Annotated in this window: 20 protein-coding genes; 4 read left to right on the top strand and 16 right to left on the bottom strand. The window is 42.7% G+C overall.

Features of this window, described 5'->3' with window-relative positions; genetic code table 11:
- Positions 1-53 precede the first annotated feature (53 nt).
- Together QN079_RS03465 and QN079_RS03460 are read right to left on the bottom strand one after the other, a co-directional pair.
- Positions 54-3,341: a MucBP domain-containing protein gene (locus tag QN079_RS03465; RefSeq protein ID WP_118214670.1), complete on the bottom strand. Its 3,288-nt coding sequence runs from the start codon at positions 3,339-3,341 to the stop codon at positions 54-56.
- Positions 3,342-3,736: 395 nt separating this feature from the next.
- A complete protein-coding gene (locus tag QN079_RS03460) occupies positions 3,737-4,210 on the bottom strand; it encodes a YehS family protein (protein ID WP_010747557.1) in 474 nt (157 codons plus the stop codon).
- Between the two features lie 259 nt (positions 4,211-4,469).
- On the opposite strand from QN079_RS03460, the gene QN079_RS03455 reads away from it, so the two are divergent.
- Positions 4,470-4,919, top strand: coding sequence for a DUF305 domain-containing protein (locus QN079_RS03455; protein WP_005225207.1), 450 nt, complete (start codon positions 4,470-4,472; stop codon positions 4,917-4,919).
- 132 nt (positions 4,920-5,051) lie between these two features.
- Here the strand turns inward: QN079_RS03455 and hisIE are convergent, their stop codons facing one another.
- The 8 genes from hisIE to hisG all read right to left on the bottom strand — a co-directional run bounded on the left by hisIE (position 5,052) and on the right by hisG (position 12,364).
- Positions 5,052-5,684 (bottom strand): bifunctional phosphoribosyl-AMP cyclohydrolase/phosphoribosyl-ATP diphosphatase HisIE, encoded by a 633-nt coding sequence (gene hisIE, locus QN079_RS03450; protein WP_010747556.1) that lies wholly within the window; start codon positions 5,682-5,684, stop codon positions 5,052-5,054.
- Between the two features lie 38 nt (positions 5,685-5,722).
- A complete protein-coding gene (gene hisF, locus QN079_RS03445; RefSeq protein WP_005225205.1) occupies positions 5,723-6,481 on the bottom strand; it encodes an imidazole glycerol phosphate synthase subunit HisF in 759 nt (252 codons plus the stop codon).
- The gene (gene hisA / locus QN079_RS03440; RefSeq protein WP_015509107.1) at positions 6,478-7,197 is read right to left on the bottom strand and encodes a 1-(5-phosphoribosyl)-5-[(5-phosphoribosylamino)methylideneamino]imidazole-4-carboxamide isomerase; all 720 of its coding nucleotides are present in this window, start codon (positions 7,195-7,197) and stop codon (positions 6,478-6,480) included. Before hisA ends, hisF begins: the two co-directional genes overlap by 4 nt.
- The gene (gene hisH, locus QN079_RS03435; RefSeq protein WP_060792980.1) at positions 7,194-7,817 is read right to left on the bottom strand and encodes an imidazole glycerol phosphate synthase subunit HisH; all 624 of its coding nucleotides are present in this window, start codon (positions 7,815-7,817) and stop codon (positions 7,194-7,196) included. The genes hisA and hisH overlap by 4 nt, the downstream gene beginning before the upstream one ends.
- Before the next feature lie 65 nt (positions 7,818-7,882).
- Positions 7,883-8,476, bottom strand: coding sequence for an imidazoleglycerol-phosphate dehydratase HisB (gene hisB, locus QN079_RS03430; protein ID WP_118214669.1), 594 nt, complete (start codon positions 8,474-8,476; stop codon positions 7,883-7,885).
- Positions 8,473-9,531 carry a histidinol-phosphate transaminase gene (gene hisC / locus QN079_RS03425; RefSeq protein ID WP_060792981.1) on the bottom strand — a complete coding sequence of 353 codons (1,059 nt, stop codon included), beginning with the start codon at positions 9,529-9,531 and terminating at the stop codon, positions 8,473-8,475. The genes hisB and hisC overlap by 4 nt, the downstream gene beginning before the upstream one ends.
- Positions 9,528-10,808, bottom strand: a complete 1,281-nt coding sequence (hisD, locus tag QN079_RS03420) for a histidinol dehydrogenase (RefSeq protein WP_289230388.1) — start codon at positions 10,806-10,808, stop codon at positions 9,528-9,530. Before hisD ends, hisC begins: the two co-directional genes overlap by 4 nt.
- Positions 10,805-12,364, bottom strand: a complete 1,560-nt coding sequence (gene hisG, locus QN079_RS03415) for an ATP phosphoribosyltransferase (protein ID WP_118214667.1) — start codon at positions 12,362-12,364, stop codon at positions 10,805-10,807. Before hisG ends, hisD begins: the two co-directional genes overlap by 4 nt.
- A gap of 513 nt (positions 12,365-12,877) precedes the next feature.
- Between hisG and QN079_RS03410 the strand changes: the two genes are divergently transcribed.
- From QN079_RS03410 to QN079_RS03400, 3 genes are all read left to right on the top strand, one after another.
- Positions 12,878-13,516 carry a CPBP family glutamic-type intramembrane protease gene (locus tag QN079_RS03410; RefSeq protein ID WP_289230387.1) on the top strand — a complete coding sequence of 213 codons (639 nt, stop codon included), beginning with the start codon at positions 12,878-12,880 and terminating at the stop codon, positions 13,514-13,516.
- 86 nt (positions 13,517-13,602) lie between these two features.
- Complete coding sequence (locus QN079_RS03405; protein ID WP_289230386.1) at positions 13,603-14,295, top strand: helix-turn-helix domain-containing protein; 693 nt, start codon at positions 13,603-13,605, stop codon at positions 14,293-14,295.
- Positions 14,296-14,321: 26 nt separating this feature from the next.
- Positions 14,322-15,188, top strand: coding sequence for an IS3 family transposase (locus QN079_RS03400; protein WP_353957179.1), 867 nt, complete (start codon positions 14,322-14,324; stop codon positions 15,186-15,188).
- Between the two features lie 313 nt (positions 15,189-15,501).
- Here QN079_RS03400 and QN079_RS03395 read toward each other — a convergent pair whose 3' ends face one another.
- From QN079_RS03395 to QN079_RS03370, 6 genes are all read right to left on the bottom strand, one after another.
- Complete coding sequence (locus QN079_RS03395) at positions 15,502-15,666, bottom strand: hypothetical protein (RefSeq protein WP_182454429.1); 165 nt, start codon at positions 15,664-15,666, stop codon at positions 15,502-15,504.
- A gap of 125 nt (positions 15,667-15,791) precedes the next feature.
- The gene (locus tag QN079_RS03390; RefSeq protein ID WP_142423632.1) at positions 15,792-16,634 is read right to left on the bottom strand and encodes a Cof-type HAD-IIB family hydrolase; all 843 of its coding nucleotides are present in this window, start codon (positions 16,632-16,634) and stop codon (positions 15,792-15,794) included.
- Between the two features lie 238 nt (positions 16,635-16,872).
- Positions 16,873-17,256: a DUF7006 family protein gene (locus QN079_RS03385; protein ID WP_390890343.1), complete on the bottom strand. Its 384-nt coding sequence runs from the start codon at positions 17,254-17,256 to the stop codon at positions 16,873-16,875.
- A gap of 578 nt (positions 17,257-17,834) precedes the next feature.
- On the bottom strand, positions 17,835-18,491 hold the full coding sequence (locus QN079_RS03380) for an HAD family hydrolase (protein ID WP_118214664.1): 657 nt from the start codon (positions 18,489-18,491) through the stop codon (positions 17,835-17,837).
- A 266-nt stretch (positions 18,492-18,757) separates the two neighbouring features.
- Positions 18,758-19,372, bottom strand: coding sequence for a helix-turn-helix domain-containing protein (locus QN079_RS03375; RefSeq protein ID WP_118214663.1), 615 nt, complete (start codon positions 19,370-19,372; stop codon positions 18,758-18,760).
- 246 nt (positions 19,373-19,618) lie between these two features.
- Positions 19,619-20,884 (bottom strand): CapA family protein, encoded by a 1,266-nt coding sequence (locus QN079_RS03370; protein WP_289230385.1) that lies wholly within the window; start codon positions 20,882-20,884, stop codon positions 19,619-19,621.
- Between the last annotated feature and the right edge of the window lie 231 nt (positions 20,885-21,115).

The following is a 21,115-nucleotide window of genomic DNA, read 5'->3' as shown; positions in this document are numbered from 1 at the left end:
GTATCCAGAAAACAATCAATTCTGGATACTCTTTCCTCTCTATTGAAAAGCTTTTAATTTTCAGTTTTTCTTTTTCGTCTCAAAATTACTACGAAAGAAAACAGAACAGTGATGACTCCCAAAAAGCCCATGATTCGTTGACCTGTAAGTTGTTCTCCTGTTGCAGGCAACTTATTTTTTGATTTGGTTTGTGTGTTTGTTTGCTTGCTGTTATTTCCTGAGCTATTCCCGTTCTCTTCGTCCGGCGTCTTGTTTTCTGATTCTGGTGTATCTTTTCCTGAATCTTCTCCCGGTTCATTCTCTTTATCAGCACTGTAAACATAAATAACTTCTTGGACGGCATCACTGAAGGTACCTTTTGCATTTTTAGGCGTCTTTGAAACCCGCCAGCCAGATATTTCTTTGGCGTTGCTTTCATAAGACAAGCCAACTTTTCCATTAAGGATCGTTGGTTCAGCTAATTGATTTCCTTCCATGTCTTCATATCTTACGATAACCAGTGCTGCATCACTACGTTCATAAACATAGGTAACTTCTTGCGCATTTTCACTATAAGTCCCATTAGCGTTAGTTGGCATTTGGGAAACGTACCAGCCTGGGATGGCTTTAGCTTTACTTGTATAAGGTAAACCTATTTTGCCACTCAATACCGTCGGTGCAGATAGTTGATTCCCTTCTGTATCTTCATACTTGACCGTCACTGGCGCTGCATCACTACGTTCATAGACATAAATGACTTCTTGTGCCGTTTCGCTAAATGTACCTGTAGCATTGCTTGGCGTTTGAGCTACAAACCAGCCTGGGATCGCTTTGGCTTCACTTTCATATGGTAACCCTATTTTGCCATTCATTACGGTTGGTGCTGCCAATTCATTGCCTTCTGTATCTTCATACTTCACAGTAACTGGCGCTGCATCACTACGCTCATAGACATAAACGACTTCTTGTACCGTTTCGCTGTAAGTCCCGTTAGCGTTAGTTGGTGTTTGAGAAACGTACCAGCCATTGATTGCTTTAGCTTCACTTGTATATGGCAGACCTATTTTGCCACTTAATACCGTCGGTGCAGATAGTTGATTCCCTTCTGTATCTTCATACTTGACAGTAACTGGCGCTGCATCGCTACGTTCATAGACATAAATTACTTCTTGTGCCGTTTCGCTAAATGTACCTGTAGCATTGCTTGGCGTTTGAGCTACAAACCAGCCTGGGATCGCTTTGGCTTCACTTTCATATGGCAACCCTATTTTGCCACTCAATACTGTCGGGGCGGATAGTTGATTCCCCTCTGTATCTTCATACTTCACAGTAACTGGCGCTGCATCGCTACGTTCATAGACATAAATTACTTCTTGCTCATTTTCACTGTAAGTGCCGTTGGCGTTAGTTGGTGTTTGAGAAACGTACCACCCATTGATTGCTTTGGCTTCACTTTCATATGGCAAACCTACTTTGCCGTTCAATATTGTCGGTGCAGATAGTTGATTCCCTTCTTTATCTTCATACTTGACCGTCACTGGTGCCGCATTACTACGCTCATAGACATAAACCACTTCTTGTTCCGTTTCGCTGTAAGTCCCGTTGGCATTAGTTGGCATTTGGGATACGTACCAGCCGTTGATTGCTTTGGCTTCACTTGTATAGGGTAACCCTACTTTCCCACTTAATACTGTCGGTGCAGATAGTTGATTCCCTTCTTTATCTTCATACTTAACCGTAACTGGCGCTGCATCACTACGTTCATAGACATAAACCACTTCTTGAGCTGTTTCACTATAGGTCCCATTAGCATTGCTTGGCGTTTGAGCTACAAACCAGCCTGGGATCGTTTTGGCTTCGCTTGTATAGGGCAGACTTATTTTGCCATTCATTACGGTTGGTGCTGCCAATTCATTGCCTTCTGTATCTTCATACTTCACGGTAACTGGCGCTGCATCACTACGTTCATAGACATAAACGACTTCTTGCGCGACATCACTGAAGGTCCCTATCCTATCCCCTTGGATCTCTTTCAGTGTATAGCCTGAGATATCCTTTTCTTCCGTAGTAAAGGGGTCGCCTACATACCCTAATAAAGTGACATTTGGTGCAAGCGTCTGTCCGTTTTCGTCAAGATACTTGACCGTAACATCTTCTGCAGTATTCACATACTTCACAGGTACTTGATAATTCACTAAATATTGAATGGTACCTGTACTAGCAGCTCTCTCGGTGGATAAACGATTAGGAACCAGAGAAGTGATTGACAAATAGTCAACATTGGCGGGAATATTTTTAAATTGAATCCCTTCTTCAGTCAGTTCAAACCCATCATTTTCATATAAGGGAAAGATATAGCCATTTTTATCTATCCCCCGAATCGAATAAGAATACTTTTTGTTGGACAAAGAAGAGAGCAACGCATTTCCTTGGGTATCAACCATCATACGGTCTTTATAAAGAACATCAGATTGGCCATCTTTTACTAGCATTGGCTCTAATAGTATTTTCTCCTGAGTCATAATAGATAGTTGGGAATTTTGATGGTGTTCTGGAGATAGCTCTAACTTAGAAAAATCCGTCATGCTACTTGCATAGACCGTCAGATAATCTGTTACCCATCCACTAAGATATTGACCAACCCCAATTAATTCTTGGGCTGTCAAATAGGCATCATAATTTCCTATGTGGATATTTGAAAAAGATCCTTTTGGAAGAACGTGTGCTAGTACATTAGGACGGGTAAACAATGTTGCATTTTCCGCCATAGTGATTTGGGGAACATTCGTAGCAATAATAGACGTCGTGTATAACGCTTGCAAGTTGCTAGCGTATTCTAAACCAGTAAAATCGACTACTGTGTCTTTGACTAAAGAAGAAAAATCTAACTGTTTTAGATTCACCATATCTTCTTGAGTGATCGTATCAACTGTTTTGTTTAGCCCTTTCGCTACCTCATTTTGCAAATTCTTATCCGGCATCCAAGCGTCTAATGAAACGCTTCGATTAGAGAATGCCTCTTTCATTTCCGCTGATGATTCAGTTGCCGAGCTAGCTGTGTCTTTACTTGAATCAGGGAGGTTTTTTTCTGTACTTTCCGTCGAGCCACTTTTCTCATCATCATTAACCACTTCTTGCGATTCTGAGTTACTTGTGGTGTCACCGTTGATTTCTTCTTTTATACGAGAAGAATCGACTGTTTCAGTAGTCTCCTCCACTTTTTCTAATGTTCCTAATGTCTTGATTTCTTTGTTTGATGGAATGGTTTCCTGTTCCTCAGCCATAACTTGTGCCAAAGGTGCCAACACAGGCTGACTTAACAAGATCGCCAATGACAAATAGCCCCAAAATTTCCTTTTCATAACATTCTCCTTTTATATTCGTTTAAATACGATACGCTTTCCTATCTTTCACCTATCGACAAACTTCCCCTTCTGATGATGGTGACGACTTGTTAATTACAATCTTTAGACACAGGATACCCCTGTTCATTTTGATAGTATTACATGGTTCATCATTCTGAACACGTCAACATTTGTATCAGAAATGACCAAACTTGTCAGGTTTTAACAAACAGGTTATTCAAGCAAACAGATCGCTCACTTCACCTGCTCCTTCATGCTCCAAGCTTGGCCTCAGTTAGCGTTATAATCACTGATTTAAATTGTTTTTTTTAATTTACACACAAAAAAAGAGACACATAACATGCATCTCTTTGGGCGGCCCATTGTAAGTTCAGCCTATTATTGATTTTTTACTAGTTATCCCGATACTCGATCGTCAATCCTTTTAAAAAGTTGCGGGCATATTTGTCTAAACATGGTTTGTAATTGCGATGGCCTTCTTTTCGTAAAATGGCGCCTAATTCACCTTTTGAAACTTTAACTCCCGCTTGCTCGAAAATGTCCAGCATTTCATCTGTTGTTAGGGAAAGGGCGATTTTTATTTTCTTCAGCATCAAATTATTTACATTGCCATTGTTCAACTCTAGGACAGGTTCTGCAGCATCTGGCTTTGTTCCTCGTTGCGAGCGAATCAAACCATTTAAGAAACGCTCAAAGGCTTCATTGGTACACTCAATCTCGTAGGTCTCAGGATCTTTTTTCTTCAATAATTGTCTTACTTCTTCTTTTGTGAAAGAAGCGCCGCCAAGTTCAAAAATTTTCACCATGTCGGTATCCTTGATATCCAAAGCATAGCGTAAACGCGTCAAGCGATCATTGTGATTCATTCTATACACCATCCATTTCTTAGGTTGATTATAACAAATAAACCTAGACGAGTAATCCCGTTTTCGCTTTTTTACTCTAAGAACCCATTTGTTTTCGTTCAAATGTATATCGCTTCTCTCATTCTACTTCCTCCGCTATACTTGATTTAGGGAGTAAATTTATTCTAACAAAACAATAAACGAAAAAAAGCATCTGTTCCGATGATGTTTTGGATTGCTTTATTATTTTTATTTTGTACACAAAAAGGAGAGGAAAGAAATGAAGAAATACGGGAAATTTTTGGTAATGATTGGGGTATCGACGGTGATTATGTTTTGTATGATGTATTTCAATGTCTACGCCCTCGATCATATCTTTTTCAGCCAAACCCGCCTATTTATGGCACTAATGATGGGCGCGATGATGGCGATCATCATGCTGTTATTTATGTGGAAGATGTATGACAACAAGAAAATGAATATCGGAATTTTAGTTGTCAGTGTTGTACTCTTTTTTGGTTCACTGTTTATGGTCAGAAGCCAAACCGCCGTGGGAGATACGGCCTGGATGAAAGCCATGATTCCCCATCATTCGATTGCGATTCTAACCAGTAAAAATGCCGATTTGTCTGATCCAAGAGTAAAAGAACTTGCAGAAAAAATCATTGACGCACAGGAAAAAGAAATCAAAGAAATGAAAGAATTGATCGAAGAGTTGGAAAACAAATAGCCAGTTTGTGTGCTCACTCAAAGTACCAGCAGATCAACTTTATCGCCACGGTTGCGAAGCCCTTCAAACAATGGCTGAAGGGCTTCTTTTTTTATCGTCAGTTGCTTTCTTTCTACTGAAAACCCCTGACCGTTATTGCATCCGTTCTTGTTTGACTTTCTTATCCACAACATGACGCTTGGCAAGCTCTTGGCGAATAGCCGCTAAATCAATCCCCATTTCTGCCATTAAAACCAATGTATGATACGCCAAATCAGCAATCTCATAAACGGTTTCTTGGCGGTCTTCCTTCATCGCCCCAATCACGACCTCGGTTGCTTCCTCGCCGATTTTTTTTAAGATTTTCTCACTGCCTTTTTCAAACAAGTAGCTGGTATAGCTGCCTTCTTGCGGCGTATCTTTACGACCTTTTATCAGCTCATACAACGCATCGATGGTCGGAGAGGATTCTGTACCATAAAGCACCTCTGTAAAGCAGCTTTCTGTGCCTGTATGGCAAGCAGGTCCGTCTTTTTTTACTTTAGCGACTAAAGCATCTTGATCGCAATCTGCGGTCAATGATACTAAATGCTGGTAATTGCCGCTGGTTTCTCCTTTGCGCCACAATTCTTGGCGACTGCGGGAATAAAAGGTCATCAATCGGTCTTTCAAGGTCAAGGTCAAACTTTCTTGGTTCATATAAGCCAAGGTCAAAACTTCATTCGTTTCCACATCCTGCACGATCACTGGAACCAATCCTTGTTCATCAAATCGTACTTGCACCATGTTATCCACTCCTTCTATTGCCTATCAAAACGCCAACGCTATACGATTCGTACGGGAATATCGACGGCCTGTAATTGTTTTTTCAGTTCTGGGATTTTTACCTCGCCATAGTGAAAAATCGAGGCCGCCAACCCTGCTTCAATATTTGGCAATTGAAACAGCTCGATAAAATCGGCACTTTTGCCAGCACCACCCGATGCGACGATCGGTAATTTGGTGATTTCGCTGACAGCTTTCAGCAAGTCTAAATCAAACCCCTGCTTCACGCCATCGGTATCCATGCTGTTGATGACTAGTTCACCAGCACCTAACTGCTCAGCTTGGCGAATCCACGCCAATGCTTCTAAGCCTGTATCTTCCCGTCCGCCTTTGGCAAACACATGCCAGTTCTCACCGACACGGCGAACATCAACGGATAAAACAACGCACTGGCTGCCATAGCGTTTCGCGCCTTCTGCAATCAACTCTGGTCTGCGAAGTGCCCCCGAATTGACGCTGACTTTGTCGGCGCCACAGTTTAAGACTCGTTCAAAATCTGCTACTTGATTGATGCCACCGCCCACCGTCAAAGGAATAAACACTTCTGACGCCACGCGCTGCAAAATGTCCGTGAATAAGCCGCGTTCTTCTGCAGAAGCAGTAATGTCATAAAAAACCAGCTCATCGGCGCCTTGTTCATTGTAAAAGCGCGCCAAAGTCACTGGATCATTGACATCTTTTAAGCCAGCAAAATTGACCCCTTTCACGACTCGCCCATCTCGCACATCAAGGCAAGGAATGATTCGTTTGGCGATCATGCTTCTGCCTCCCCTGCTGCTAAGACATCCGCCAATTGGAGACTGCCGTTATATAAGGATTTCCCAACGATCACGCCAGAGATGCCCAACTGTTTTAATCCTTTAATATCTGCCAATGAAGCCACGCCGCCAGAAGCCACGATGTCGCAATCCAATTGATTGAGTTTTTCGTATAGCGGCAGATTGATGCCTTCTCCTGTACCGTCACGTGAGATTTCGGTAAAGATGATCGTTTGCGCGCCCCATTCCACCAATTGTTGGCAAAAAGTAAACGCGTCTGTTGCCGTTTTCTCGAGCCAGCCTTCCACGGCCACTTTTTCTTCCTTGGCATCGACCCCAATCGCGATCTTATTGCCGTATTTCTTAAGCATCGCTTTTGTGAATGCTGGGTCTTTCTGGGCAATCGTGCCGAGGATCACCCGATGAACGCCTGCTGCCAAACAATGCTGGATCGTTTCTTCCTCACGAATCCCGCCGCCAACTTCGACAAACAGATTGGTTTGCTGGACGATTTTTTTTGCGACATCAAAGTAATGGAGTTTGCCAGCTTTGGCACCATCTAAGTCGACGAGGTGCAGATAGTTGGCACCTTCTTCTTCAAATGAACGAGCAAATGCCACTGGATCATCCCCAAACACTTCTTTTTGCTCATAGTCTCCTTGGTACAAACGGACCACTTTTTGATCTAACAGATCAATTGCTGGAAAAATTTTCATAGCGGCACCTCCGTAAATGCTTTTAAAATCTTCAACCCGACAGCCCCACTTTTTTCTGGGTGGAACTGAGTACCGAAGACATTGTCTTTTTGCACGATACCGGGAATTGCTAGACCATAGTCACTGTCTGCTATGACATACTCTTGGCAATCAGTAGCAAAATAACTGTGGACATAGTAGACAAAGTCTTGTTCCCCTAGCCCGCTGACTAGAGGACTTTCCTTTCTGACAGTCAGCCGATTCCAACCAATCTGCGGCACTTTCAGATTCAGTTTGGCTTCTTCAAAGGCGCTTTGCATGGAAACGATCCGTCCTGGAATCAAACCGAGCCCCGCATGTGTGCCAAACTCCTCACTACTATCAAACAACAGCTGCATCCCTAAACAAATGCCTAAAAAGGGTTTGCCAGCTGCTGCCAATTCTTGGATCGGTTCGATCAGCGACAACTCTGCCAACTTTTGGCGGGCATCGCCAAAAGCGCCTACGCCAGGTAAAAGAATGCGGTCGGCAGCTTTTAATTCTGCTAGTGAACGCGTGATTTGGCAGTCAACACCCAAATAATCCAGCGAACGAGACAAGCTGAACAAATTGCCGACCCCATAGTCGATGATTGCTAACATAATACGCCCCTTTCCTTATCTCATCCATCTGTGTGGAAGATACGTAATCATTTTTCCCTCATGAATCACTGGATCGTCCCTTTGGTTGAAGGGATCTCATCTGGGGCTGCTTGATTGATCGCTACTGCTTCACCTAAGGCACGCCCAAAGCCTTTAAAACAAGCTTCCACAATGTGGTGGCTGTTTTTCCCAGCGATTTGATGGAGATGGATCGTAGCACCTAATTCACGGGCAAAAGCAATGAAAAATTCTTCAACCAATTCTGTATCAAACTGCTGCCCGATTTTTTCGCTCGGTATCGCCAACTCTACGACTGCCATGCCACGACCGCTAATATCGATCGCTGTCATGACTAAGGCTTCGTCCATCGGCAGCAGCATACTGCCATAGCGTTTGATGCCTCGTCGCTCCACAAGACTTTCTGAAAACGCTCGGCCAATGGCGATGGCTACGTCTTCTGTTGTGTGATGGGCATCTACTTCTGTATCACCATCACAGACCAACGTCAAATCAAAGCGACCGTGGCGGACAAATAATTCCAGCATGTGGTCTAAAAAACCCACACCAGTCTTGATTGATTGCTGACCAGCACCATCGATCGTCAACTGCAGGTGGATCTTGGTTTCAGTCGTATTGCGGGTAACTTCTGCTTTTCTCATTCCTTCACCTCTTCTATGATCGTTGTTAACACCGTCATCAATCGTTCCATCTGGGCCCTCGTTCCTACCGTGATCCGTAAATACTCTTTGATGCGGGGCTGATTAAACCAGCGGACGAAGATTTTCTGCTCTTTCAGTGCCTGATACAACTCTTCACCAGCAATCGCAGGGTGCCTTGCAAACAAAAAATTTCCTTGGCTGTCGGTCTGCTCAAAGCCGAGTTTCGCTAGGGCTTGCTTGCTCCACTCACGCACGTGGATCGTTGCTTGGATCTTCTCATCGACATACGCTTGTTCTTGCAAAACGGCTGCACCAGCGGCTTGGGTCAAACTATTGACATTGTAAGGATTCAAGCTAAATTTCAACCGATTCAAGTCTTGGATCAGTCCTTCATTGGCAACCGCAAAGCCTAGGCGTGCCCCTGCCAGCTGCCGAGATTTCGAAAACGTCCCCACGACCAAGAGATTTGGGTATTGATCGATCAAAGAAACCATTGAAGAGCCGCCAAAATCGATATAGGCCTCATCGACAATCACTAAGCGATCGGGATGCCGTTTTAGAAAGGCACAAATTTCGCTTTGTTCTTGATAAACCCCAGTCGGCGCATTGGGATTGGCAAAAATAACGGTCCCTTTGAGCGAATCGTAGTCCGTTAACGCAATCGAGAAATCTTCTTGCAGCGGAACAACGGTGGCAGCGACTTGGTACAAGGCACCATACACTTGATAAAACCCATAGGTCACATCGGGAAAGGCGATGCCGTTTTCCGTGAAGCCTTGAAAGAGATAGGACAAGACTTCGTCACTGCCATTACCGAGAAACAGCTGGGCTGGTTTAACGCCAAGATAGGCAGCCAGAGGGGTTGTCACCACTTCAGCAGCAATATCCGAGTAACGATTCAGCTTGTGGGCGGCATCGGCAACCGCCGCTTGAACACTTGGCGCTGGCGGATAAGGACTTTCATTGGTGTTCAGTTTAATAACGGCTTGCTCGTCTACTTGTTCCCCTGGTGTATAAGGAGTCAGCTTGTGATACTTTTGATGTAAAAAGGTCATTTTTCTCCCTCTCTTCGTACATTGATCGAACGGGCATGGCCGATCAAGTCTTCGGTTTCTGCGAACAACGCTACGGCTGGACCAGCCGCCTTCATGGCTGCTTCTGGGTAATACAAGTAGCTGCTTTTCTTAATAAAATCATCCACTGATAACGGCGAGTAAAAATGGGCGGTCCCTTCTGTTGGTAGGGTATGATTTGGTCCAGCAAAATAATCTCCCAGCACTTCTGGTGTATGATGTCCTAAAAAAACACTACCCGCATTTTCTACTTGTCCCAACAAAGCAAAAGGATCTGCCACTGCTAATTCAAGGTGTTCTGGGGCGATTTGATTGGCAATGGTAAGTGCTTCAGTCAAATCATTGACCAGAATCAGCTTTCCGCTAGATTCAAGCGCTGCAGCAGCAATGTCTTTGCGGGGCAGTTGCTTCAGTTGCAAGTCAAGCTCTACTTGGACTTGTTCAATCAAGGCTGCTTCTGTTGTGACTAAGATGGCTTGCGCTAAGATATCATGCTCGGCTTGTGCCAAAAGATCCGCTGCCCGCCAGCGCGGATTTGCGCTGGCATCGGCGATGATCAGCACATCGCTGGGCCCTGCGATCATATCGATATCAACTTCGCCGTACACCATTTTTTTCGCTGTGGCGACATAAATATTTCCTGGTCCCACGATTTTGTCGACTTTGGGAATCGTTTCTGTCCCATAAGCCAATGCCGCTACGCCATGGGCACCACCGACTTTGTAGATTTCATCCACTCCAACAACGGAAGCTGCCGCTAAGATAGCAGCTGGAACTTTTCCTTGGCTGTCCGTCGGTGTGATCATAACGATTTTTTTGACCCCGGCGATTTTTGCTGGCAGGACATCCATCAAAACCGTACTAGGATAAGCTGCTGTGCCGCCAGGAACGTAGACCCCGACTTTTGCTAGTGGCAAGACCCGCTGTCCCATCACAACGCCATTTTCCTTCGTTAAGACAAAGCCTTGCTGGACTTGCTTTTGATGAAATGCCAAAATGTTTTCTTTCGCCTGTTCCATCACCTCAAGCAGCTCAGGGGAGACGGCTTGGACAGCCGTTTCAACCTCCTCAAGACTGACGGTTAAGGAAGACAAGCTCACTTGATCGATTTCTTCAATTAATTGAAACAACGCCTGATCTCCTTGCTGCTGAACACGGGCAATGATTTGGGCGACAACGGTTGAAACATCCTTCGTTTCCGACTGTTTCCTTGCCACAATCGTTTTGATTGTATCTTTTTGGGTCGAAAAAATTCTCATAATTGCTCCCTCACCTTCTCAATCACTGTTTGAATGCGTTCTTGCTTGAAACGCCACGTGGCGTGGTTGATCACTAAACGCGCTGAAGACGGCGCGATGTCTTGGATCACTTCTAGATCATTTTCTTTTAGTGTCGTCCCCGTTTCGACGATGTCAACGATCACATCGGAGAGACCTAACAAAGGAGCCAATTCAATCGATCCATGCAGTTGGATCAATTCCACCGAGCGACCTAACCCTTGATAAAACTGGCGGGTGATCTGCGGATATTTTGTGGAGACCCGCAGCGGGCAGGAGAAATCTTCCTCGAAATCCGTACGCGCTGCTACTGCCAAACGGCAGACCCCCATATGCAAATCAAGAAATTCGATGACTTCTGCCTTGCTTTCCATTAAAATATCTTTGCCTACGACACCGATATCCGCCACTCCGTGCTCCACATAGATCGCCACATCGCTAGGCTTGACTAAGAAAAAGCGCAGCTTGTTTTCTTCATCACAAAAAATTAGTTGGCGATTGTCTTTGAAGACACCTTGCGCAGCGACTCCAGCTTTCGTGAATAAATCGTATACGGCATCCCCCATGCGGCCTTTAGGTAACGCAATGTTCAAGTAGCCTGAACTTTCGTTGTCAGTCGGCACCTTTTGCCCTACATGGTTGAGCTTCATACCAAACCCGATCGCCCCTTGCTCTTTGCCTTGCCGACTCATCAAGCGATCATAACGGCCACCATATAAAATCGTCTCTCTTGCTTCTTCGATGAATCCTTGAAACAGCAAGCCACTGTAATAATCGGCATCATTTAAAATTGAAAAATCCAGCCTTATCCGAATGGAGGCTGACAGTTGTTCTTTTTGCAATGCTTGATACAGTTGTTTTAGTTCTGCTAAACCAGCTTGTGCTTGGGGATACTCTGCCAGCAGCTCTTTGGCCTTTTGATACTTGGTTTCAAAATCACCTGACAAACGTACCAGTTTCGCCAATTTTTCAGCTTCTGTTGCTGACAAGCCAGCCTTTTCAGTCAGTGCATCCATGCCATGGGAACTCTTGTCCCGCAGGCAGTGCAGTACCTTTTGTCGATCCGCTTCGGGGAAGCGTTGGCAGATGCCATCCAAAATCCCCATATGAGACAGATCCAAGGTCCCTTTTCCCACCTGAGCCAAACTTTCCCAAGCCAGTTTTACAACCTCCAGTTGATCTTCCCATGTGATTTGGTCAATGAGCTCCAAACCGATTTGATCGATCTTTTGGTATTCCCCTGCTTGACGATCCTGTCGATAGACATCCTCCACATAATACACTCTGCGCGCTTCTCCAGAAGGTGTATTTTTGGCAATCGACAAGGTGACATCGGGTTTTAGCGCCATCGTCCTGCCATCCGTGCCTGTAAACGTGATGATGGAAGAACCACGCAAGAACTGATCATTTTGCTGATAGTTGCGATACTCTTCAAAATTGTTCGAGTGATAAGGTGAAAAATGATGCTGCGTATACAATTTTCTTAATTTCAGTTCGACTTGTTCGGCTGGTTTCAATACATTCCATAACTCTTCCACACTTATCACTCCTATTTCATGCCACTGATTCGGCTTTCTCACTGTTAAAGGCTCGCTTTATCATCGATTCACCATCAGTTTTTCTAATAATACTAATGGTTTTGCCATAAATAAGCAATGGGATTTTTCGGAATATTCTGGAATTTTTAGTCGATTTCAAGAGAACATAGCGATGTCGTTTCTTTGTTGACGATTATTCCATCGAATCTGGAAGTCAGTTTTCCTTTCTTAATGAAGTAACTTAGTACTTGTGCATCCTCCATCACTTAGTTGCTCAACCATAAAAAAGTCCGAAATATACGACCATCTTGTTTCAGAAACTCGTTATCGATTACTCTATCTTTTGTACCGTACAAAGAATTGGCGCAAATGAAGCGATGATATGAAAATCACCCAAAACGTTCATTGTTGTACTTATCGCTTATATTACGGCACAAAAAACACACAGCAGAAGAATCAGAGAAAACAGCTAAATAGTACATGCTCTATAGCTTAATAAGGAGAGAAAAGTAAATGAACAAACTTATAGGAAAACAAATCTCATGGAACAACGCTTTACTAGGAACGGTCCTCGCAGGTATCGGTTTGGTCGGTCTTTTGTATGCCCCTGCCATCGTCAGCATCTTCTCATTGTCGATTGCCAGCTATTGGGCATTACGGCTAGTTTACGGTAAAGAAGCAGTCAAGCAGCTCTTTGGAAAACCCATCGCGCCAGTGAAGACGATCAGCAAGTATTTTCTTTTAAACATCCTGATCAGCTTCCTCGTTTCTCTCGTTTTGCAATATGGACTAAAGTGGGATCTTCACGGAAATCCAGTGAACGAAGGCTTTCAATGGTTGACTCTGCTAGTTATTCCAATCATGTTATTTGGAGAAGAACTCTTTTCTATCTTCTTTTTAGCGATCTTTTCTAGTAAATGTACCTTGCCAGTTGCCAGCATCCTTTCCTCGATCATCTTTGGCTTGGTTCATTACAGCACTTATGACAACGGCAATGTTTTCCATACCTTGGTCCATATTCTTTTCATTCAAGGGGTGGCGCGCTTTCTATTTAACCAAGCTGCCATCAAGAGCAACTCGATCCTGACTAGTTGGGGCACACATGTCTTGTTCGACCTGTTTGCTATTTTAGTGGCTTATCTGACTGCTTGAAAAAAACGAAAAAGACTGATTCAATTGATATGCTCCCCCTATATAGGACACTGAAATATAAAGTGGCTTATATAGGGGGAGTTTGTATGTCTAGAGGAAAAATGAAATTAAGTTCAGAAGAACGGCTAGCTTTTGTAGAAAGAGCTTTAAAAAATGAAGCTAGCATAAACAGCCTGGCCAAAGAAGCACAAGTAAGTTTCAGTACGATAGAAAGGTGGATCACTCTTTATGAGAATGAAGGACCCACAGGTTTACTCCCTACAAAAAGGAATCAATCATACTCAACAGAGTTGAAACTGAATGCGGTCCATGATTATTTAGCTGGAACACATGGTAGCTTAAGAGCTGTCGCCAAGAAATACGGGCTTCGTAACAAAAAACAATTAGAAGACTGGTTAAAGATATATAATACTCATAGAAACTTCAAATCAGAAAGTGGTGGAAGTAGAATGAGTAAATCCAGAAAAACAACATTGAATGAACGAATTAAAATTGTTCATGACTGTATTATCAACGGTCGAGACTATGGGAAAACCGCAATTCAGTACCAAGTCTCTTACCAACAAATTCGGAACTGGGTGTTGAAATACGACGAGATGGGAGAAAAAGGCTTAGAAGACCGTCGAGGGCAACGAGCGGGAAGTAAACTTGCCAGAACACCCGAAGAAGAAATGCGCGATAAACTGGCTCAACAAGAACGACAGATCAAGTTGCTTGAAATGGAAAATGACCTGTTAAAAAAAGTCAGCGAGTTAGAAAGGAGGCGGGATTTGAATTAGTTCGTCATACGTTTGAATACCAATCGATCAAAGAGCTGCACGCGACAAAAAGCTATCCAATTAACACCATGTGTACCCTGCTCCATGTCACAAGATCGGCCTATTATCGTTGGTTAAAAAATCCCAAACTGCCTGAAGTGGTATTGAATGAACAGTTGGCAGACCTTGTTCGTTATATTTATGAAGCAGACAACGATAAAGGATATCGCAGAATCTGTGAAGATCTCGTGAATGATTATGGCTTTCAAGTGAATGACAAACGTATTCTTCGAATCTGTCGCAAACTTCAAATCCAATCAACCATCAAGCACTCAGGCAATAGTATCACTAAGGCATCCAAGACTCCGTATCATATTGCGAAAAATTATTTGAATCGAAAGTTCTATGCGAATCAACCGAATCAAAAATGGCTAACAGATGTGAGTGAATTCAAGTATTATGAAGGGGCCGAAGTGAAGAAAATCTATTTGAGCGCTATTCTCGATCTCGCCGATCGTCACATTGTTTCATTTGTCATCAGCGACAAAAATGACAATAAATTAGTCTTTGATACCTTCGATCAAGCAGTCGCCGCCGAACCAACCGCTCATCCGCTATTTCATAGCGATCGCGGATTTCAATATACAAGTAAAGTTTTTTGCACAAAGCTAAAGAAAGCGAAAATGAGGCAGAGTATGTCTCGTGTCGCCCGTTGTACCGATAATGGTCCAATGGAAGGCTTCTGGGGAATGCTTAAGCGAGAAAAATATTATCGGCGAAAGTTTATCAGTAGAGAAAGTCTCGTTGAAATGATCGAGAAATACATGAACTATTACAACAATGGTCGCTATCAACGATGTTTGAAGAGCAAAACACCGAGCCAAGTTCATCAAGAATTATTAATGGCAGTTTAATCACTCCCCTTCTTGGACAAGCGAATAGAATAAATCCGCTTAACCAAGAAGGAGGCCAGTCGAGCAAAGTTGAGGTTAAACAAAGTAAAAAACATAAAAACTGCCTACCGAATTTCGGTAGACAGTCGTTAAAATAATTTTATTCTATTTCATTGTCCACTTGACGGGGAGCCCAGCACAATTGAAATCAGTCTTTTTTGATACAACAACTAGTTACCTGAGTATCCCCCCTGAAAGGAAGCATTGATCGCTTTTGTGCCTTTCACAAGGTTTTGTGTTTGTTCTATTCGCTGTGTTTCATAAGAAAATGTTCTTACTTTTTAAAGGGTTCCTCTTTTACTTTCTCACAAATTTCTGCCTCACTGTACACCTTCATCAGCCGCTTGACTTCGCCTTCGATATTAAAACGCAGGGCTTTTGTCGCCTTCAGGTTTTTCAAAGCTTGTTCAAGATAACAAAAAAAGGTCGTTTCCTCCATTTACCTCAGCCTCCTTGTCAATCGTTGGTTTTACAGGTCACTTTAACAACGTCGCACAACTCCTGATCAATCCCTCTAGAAAACAAAAGGATTGTGCGATTATGCAGACGTTTTCTTCTTAGTGGTTACACCAGACCGTGCTTTTGGAGTGCTTGTGCAATCCCGCCGTCTTCTGGTCGAGCCGTCACCTCGTCAGCTACTGCCAATAGCTGTTCACAGGCATTGCCCATCGCAATTCCCGTCGCAACGGCTTCAAACATTTCGACATCATTATGGCCGTCACCAAACGCCAAGGTATCTTTGTTATCGATCCCTAGATGGTTCAAGAGAAAATCGATGGCTGTTTTCTTGTGGATATTCTTGATGCCGATCTCGCCACTGTCTTTGCCAAAAACAGGTACCGTACTGCGAATCATTTGGAATTGTTCGTGGTATTGGTCATGGACCTGTTCATAAGGAATGGAATGATTGATGAAGGAAACTTTGTTCACGTCATCGTAATCGATTTTCGCTTCATCCTCGATCAATAAATCAAGGAACCACTGAATAGTTTGAATGCGTTGTTTTCCTGCTTCACTTTCAACAGGCTCACCTGCTAAGACGATCTCAATCAACCTATTTCGTAAATTGGTACTTGCAAATAATCCTTGATTCGATTCCAAGTAATACTCGATTTGGTTTGCTTTTAAGAAATCGATCAGTCTTAATAAGGCTTCCTTTTCAAAAACTTTGTGCAAAATCACCTCATCGTGCACCTCGCAATAACCGCCGCCGGCACCAATCATTCCACTTAAAGGCAGTGCCAGTACATCTTCTGTGATCTCGGCTTTTGAACGACCTGTACACAAGAAAAATTCATGCCCCTTCTTATGTGCCGCTGTGATCGCTTGGCGAGCACTTTCAGGTACGTTTCCCGCATCATCGCACAATGTTCCATCTACATCTAAAAAGACAATTTTCTTCGTCATTTCATTCCCTCTTTCCTAACCCAATCAATAAAGCGCTCACATGAACCTACTTGCTGAATCCAAGATGCCACCATCAGCCGCTTGCTATTAGTATAACAAATCACAAGATAACCTCGCTAGACTATTTTACTGACTCATACATAAATACGTTCTCGTTTTTTCTCGATGCCCTTAATCCTTGATGATCGTCAAATGGCTTTCATTTGATACTTTTAAGGTGACTTATCCTTTGCGTAGCTTACTCTTCACTTAAATAAATCAACCCCCATTTAGGTAGTTGGTTAGTTGCATGACCCGTAAGCTCGCGATAATAGTACCGTTTGTCATGCTTGATCATACTGATAATTTCCTCTTCCTTCATCCCCAGCTCTTTACATAGGTCAGTTTTGGTATTGGTCACAAGTTCCAGTAGAATTTGGATCTGTGCGTCCACAGCCAGAAGCGCTCGAAAGGTATCAAATAAGTTCTTTGTTCGATCATAGTAAATGTCTTCGAAGTCAACACAAAGTTCCTGATAATAAGTAAAAAGTTTTGGATAGGCTGTCAGTACCCCAGCGCTTAACAATACTTCCTTTGAATAAGACAGATAATCCTTCGGGTCATTTATTTTTTCTGATAACACAGAATCACTCCTTTCCATCCATGGCTTTTCTTCAATAATAGCATTGATCCCTCGTTTGATCGTAATGATTTCCTTCCTCGTTAGTTGCCCTTACGTCCCTTCACATAAAACAAAGGCTTTATCTTCTAGTATTTCAAATCACATGAAATGCTTGGGTGGCACCCCTTTCTGCGCTCACCTCCAATGCATGATCTAAGGAAATCAGTTACTCTCATTATAGTTTTTTGTTGTCACAAGCTTATAATTCCTTTTTGCTTTAGCAGAGGAATAAGAGAGAAAAATCCAGCGTACCCGCATTGCTTTATCTAAAAAGAAAGATCAAAAGGAATTTATTTGCAGTGATTTTCCGATGATTACACGATCAACCAAAAGAACGAATGGAAATGAATGCTTTTAACCAATGCTGTGGCGCCTTCATTCTCATGACAGCACAAAAAACCAATGATCGCTGGTTTCGATCACTGGTCAAAGTTCTCAAATTGCATGTTGTAAAAGGACAATCTGTCCTTTCTTTTTGGATCATGCCAAGATATAAGCGAGGCTAAAACGTCCTCTTACACTGTGAGCACAAAAAAGGATCATGCATATAGAAAATCTAAAATTTCACGTGGCGCGTCTACCAAAGCGTCTGGGTTTTCTTCAGAAAGCTTTTTCGGATCGTGGCTGCCCCACGTAACGGCGATCGTTTTGACACCCGCGGCTTTTCCCATCTGGATATCAAAAATAGCATCTCCTACCATGATCGTCTTTGTCGGGTCAAATTGATAGTGTGCCACGACTTTATTGATTCCTTCGGGATGAGGTTTGTAGTGGGTCACCGCATCAGAGCCGATGATCTCTTCAAAGAACGCCACAAGGTCCTGAGCAGCTAGGTTTCGTTTGACGACCGCTGTCTTCTTACTTGAAACGACGAAACAAGGTACCTTTCGTTTATTTAAGATTTCTAAGACATGGGGAATTTCTTGAAATACTTTCAAGGTACTTTCTTCATAGGTTTGGTAATAGGCTCGGAAAATCCGAATCAATTCCGCTGCGGTTTCTTGATCTAATGGCTGTTCAGACATTTTAAAAAATGATTCTTCGATCGGTATCCCCATATAATGTTCAATGACTACTTCACTGGGTACTTTGAGTCCCATCTCTTTAAAAGCTGCTTTTGTCGCCTTCACACTACATTCTTTTGAATCCAATAAAGTTCCATCTAAATCAAATATCACACATTCAACCTGCTTCACGATATTTCCTCCTCCAAAAGGTATTCCATCAATTTTCTACAAATGCTTTTTTCATTTACGCAGTATTTCTTTCCATTACTGATTATCTCTATTTTATCACTAAAAAAAAGCATTATCATATTTTTCCATAACCTTCTTCATTTATTGCTAATACACTTATATAAAAAACGACTCGCTTTGAACACAGAGTCGTTTCTACAAGATAGGCAAATCTACCTGAAGGCCTATTTGTCAGACATAAAAAGTTAAACCCATTTTTAGCTTTTTTATTGCAAGATATATCCTTTGCCCCAAGCGGTACGGACGCGTTTTTCAGTATAGTCGTATTCATCTAATTTCTCATTGATTCGTTTCGCCAAAATCGATAGCTGCGATTTTCGGGAATTCGTGCCGCCGTTGCCCCAAATTTTCCAGCAAAGGTCCTCTCGGTTGATAAATTGCTCTTCCGCTAGATTATTGAAAAAGATCTGTTCTTGCAGACTAAGAAATTTAGGGAACGATTCCTTCGTTACTGATGCCTTTTCTAACTTGCGAGTATTTGGTGGCAAAGCCGCCAAAAATTCTCTCAACTCGACAAATGACCGATTAAGATAGGTCGCATTTTCCGCTTTTTCCAGTATCATTTCTTGTTCGTCATTCCCTGGCAAGATTCGAACGATCCGCTGTTGATAATAAGGAGCCAATGTCTGATTGAGCAATAAAAATTCTGGATCAGCAATTGTTTCACTGACAAATAAACAGTCAAATAACTTGGCACTTTCTATCAACCATTCCTCCTCTTCGGTACTTCTGCCCACGAACACTTCATAGCTCAAAATCTGCAGCTCCCGCTGCAAATCAATCTCATATGATATGTTTTTCGTCAATATGATAATTCTCATGACACACCCTACTTTCCTTTCTTATTTATTCAGAAATGAGTTGGAAATGATTTCTGAATACTTTATGTTGACATTATTACTTATTTTTATCAGCTTGAGGTGTCATTTTTTGTTCATAAATGGTGATCTGGTGTCATGTTTTAAAAAATAGATCGACTTTCATTTCATGGTTCATACTCTTCGATAGCTAATAAAAAAGCAACCTGTTAGCCAGATTGCCTTCTTTTTCATTTTATATTTTCATCACTACTCCCATTTCAAATCCAACAGCTCCAGCATTTCATGGTAGGCGGTTTCGATCCGCTGGCGCTTTTCTTCAGGGACATTTTTAGCATATTGCCCATCTGGCAGATAATCTTCGGCAAGGTAGACTTGAAAATCAAAGGCCTGCAAGACGCCGTATTCTGGATCATAATAGGTACGATCAGGGATCGGTTCTTTAGAGACCCAAGTCGGATGCAAGGCAATCTTGCTTAAATAGGTCCGCTGCCCTTCTTTGGAGATTTCAACTTCTGGGATGACGCCTCGTTCGGTCCAATAGTTGCTTTTGACGGTTTCATAACGTTGATTCGACAATAAGTTTCCCATTGAATAAATGATAAATTTCTTTTCACCGTCCTTTTCGACGATTTCGGTTGGTTCTGCTACATGCGGATGGCCGCCGAAGATAATATCAGCACCAAAATCGATCATCTTCCGATAAACAGTTTGTTGTTCTTCCGTTGGTTCTAAAGAATACTCGACACCAGACTGAGGCATCACGATGGTGATATCCGCCAAACTTTCCGCTTCTTTGATCTCTGCTTCCACTTTATCTAACGACAAGTCTTTCAAATAGGTGTCATACTCTGCTTGAGTTAAGCTTTCTTCAAGGCCATTGAAGCCATAGGCATAGGCCAAGAGAGCAACTTTAATCCCGTTGACTTCTTTGACCAAGATTCCGCTATTGTCGACCGTGACACCAATCGTTGCCAAGCCTTGGTCGTGAAAAGCAGCCGCCGTTGTTTTGATTCCTTCGATCCCTGTATCTAAAATATGGTTATGGGCAAGATCGATCACATCAAAGCCCGCGTCTTTGATACTGGCAACAGCATCGATAGGGGCGTTGAATAAGGGAAAACCGCCAAGCGGTTTATTAGGATTGATGGTTCCTTCAAAATCACCTAAAGCAAGGTCCGCCGATGCAATCAGCGGTTTGACTTGCTCAAAATCGTTGTCAAAATCATAACGCTTTCCATCGTGAGCGCTTAAATAAACAGGTGTGTGATAAAGCATATCGCCACTAGCCGTCACTGTGATGGTTTTTACTGCTGGCATTGTTTCGGTAGAACTACTCGTTTCTTGTATTGACTTTGTTGCCTTTGTCGTTTCTGCTGTATGACGCTGTTCGGGGATGCTTGTCACTTGAATCACTAGATAAATCACTCCAAGTATGATTGCCAGCAACGCTGTACTTAACCCCACAATGATCCGCTGGTGTTTCTGACGCTCCCGTCTTCGTTGTTGTCTCATGCCCTCACCCTTTCACTCTGCTTTATCAAAAACCTATCTTCGTTTACGTTCTAACGAGATTCCCTGCTCACTTTCCTGCGAAACCCACTAAATAATATCTTTTCATTAAATAATTATACTATATTTTAGATTCCTTTAATAGGTCGTTTTGTAAAGAATAAAAAAACAGCCCGATCGTGATCGAACTGTTTTATTCGCTTCTGAGTTGTTTTATTCGTTTCTTTTATTCTT

The sequence above is a fragment of the Enterococcus sp. FZMF genome (genome assembly GCF_030263915.1).
Lineage (GTDB): Bacteria > Bacillota > Bacilli > Lactobacillales > Enterococcaceae > Enterococcus_D > Enterococcus_D casseliflavus.
This window is presented reverse-complemented; position numbering and strand designations above follow the sequence as displayed.

Bases quoted from the DNA above. Each gene is read 5' to 3' on its own strand.
- hisD (WP_289230388.1), bottom strand. From the start codon at position 10,808: ATGAGAATTTTTTCGACCCAAAAAGATACAATCAAAACGATTGTGGCA.
- hisA (WP_015509107.1), bottom strand. From the start codon at position 7,197: ATGAAAATTTTTCCAGCAATTGATCTGTTAGATCAAAAAGTGGTCCGT.
- QN079_RS03455 (WP_005225207.1), top strand. From the start codon at position 4,470: ATGAAGAAATACGGGAAATTTTTGGTAATGATTGGGGTATCGACGGTG.
- QN079_RS03405 (WP_289230386.1), top strand. From the start codon at position 13,603: ATGTCTAGAGGAAAAATGAAATTAAGTTCAGAAGAACGGCTAGCTTTT.
- QN079_RS03395 (WP_182454429.1), bottom strand. From the start codon at position 15,666: ATGGAGGAAACGACCTTTTTTTGTTATCTTGAACAAGCTTTGAAAAAC.
- QN079_RS03375 (WP_118214663.1), bottom strand. From the start codon at position 19,372: ATGAGAATTATCATATTGACGAAAAACATATCATATGAGATTGATTTG.
- QN079_RS03410 (WP_289230387.1), top strand. From the start codon at position 12,878: ATGAACAAACTTATAGGAAAACAAATCTCATGGAACAACGCTTTACTA.
- hisH (WP_060792980.1), bottom strand. From the start codon at position 7,817: ATGTTAGCAATCATCGACTATGGGGTCGGCAATTTGTTCAGCTTGTCT.
- hisC (WP_060792981.1), bottom strand. From the start codon at position 9,531: ATGACCTTTTTACATCAAAAGTATCACAAGCTGACTCCTTATACACCA.
- QN079_RS03390 (WP_142423632.1), bottom strand. From the start codon at position 16,634: ATGACGAAGAAAATTGTCTTTTTAGATGTAGATGGAACATTGTGCGAT.
- hisIE (WP_010747556.1), bottom strand. From the start codon at position 5,684: ATGGTGCAAGTACGATTTGATGAACAAGGATTGGTTCCAGTGATCGTG.
- QN079_RS03460 (WP_010747557.1), bottom strand. From the start codon at position 4,210: ATGAATCACAATGATCGCTTGACGCGTTTACGCTATGCTTTGGATATC.
- QN079_RS03465 (WP_118214670.1), bottom strand. From the start codon at position 3,341: ATGAAAAGGAAATTTTGGGGCTATTTGTCATTGGCGATCTTGTTAAGT.
- QN079_RS03370 (WP_289230385.1), bottom strand. From the start codon at position 20,884: ATGAGACAACAACGAAGACGGGAGCGTCAGAAACACCAGCGGATCATT.
- hisB (WP_118214669.1), bottom strand. From the start codon at position 8,476: ATGAGAAAAGCAGAAGTTACCCGCAATACGACTGAAACCAAGATCCAC.
- hisF (WP_005225205.1), bottom strand. From the start codon at position 6,481: ATGATCGCCAAACGAATCATTCCTTGCCTTGATGTGCGAGATGGGCGA.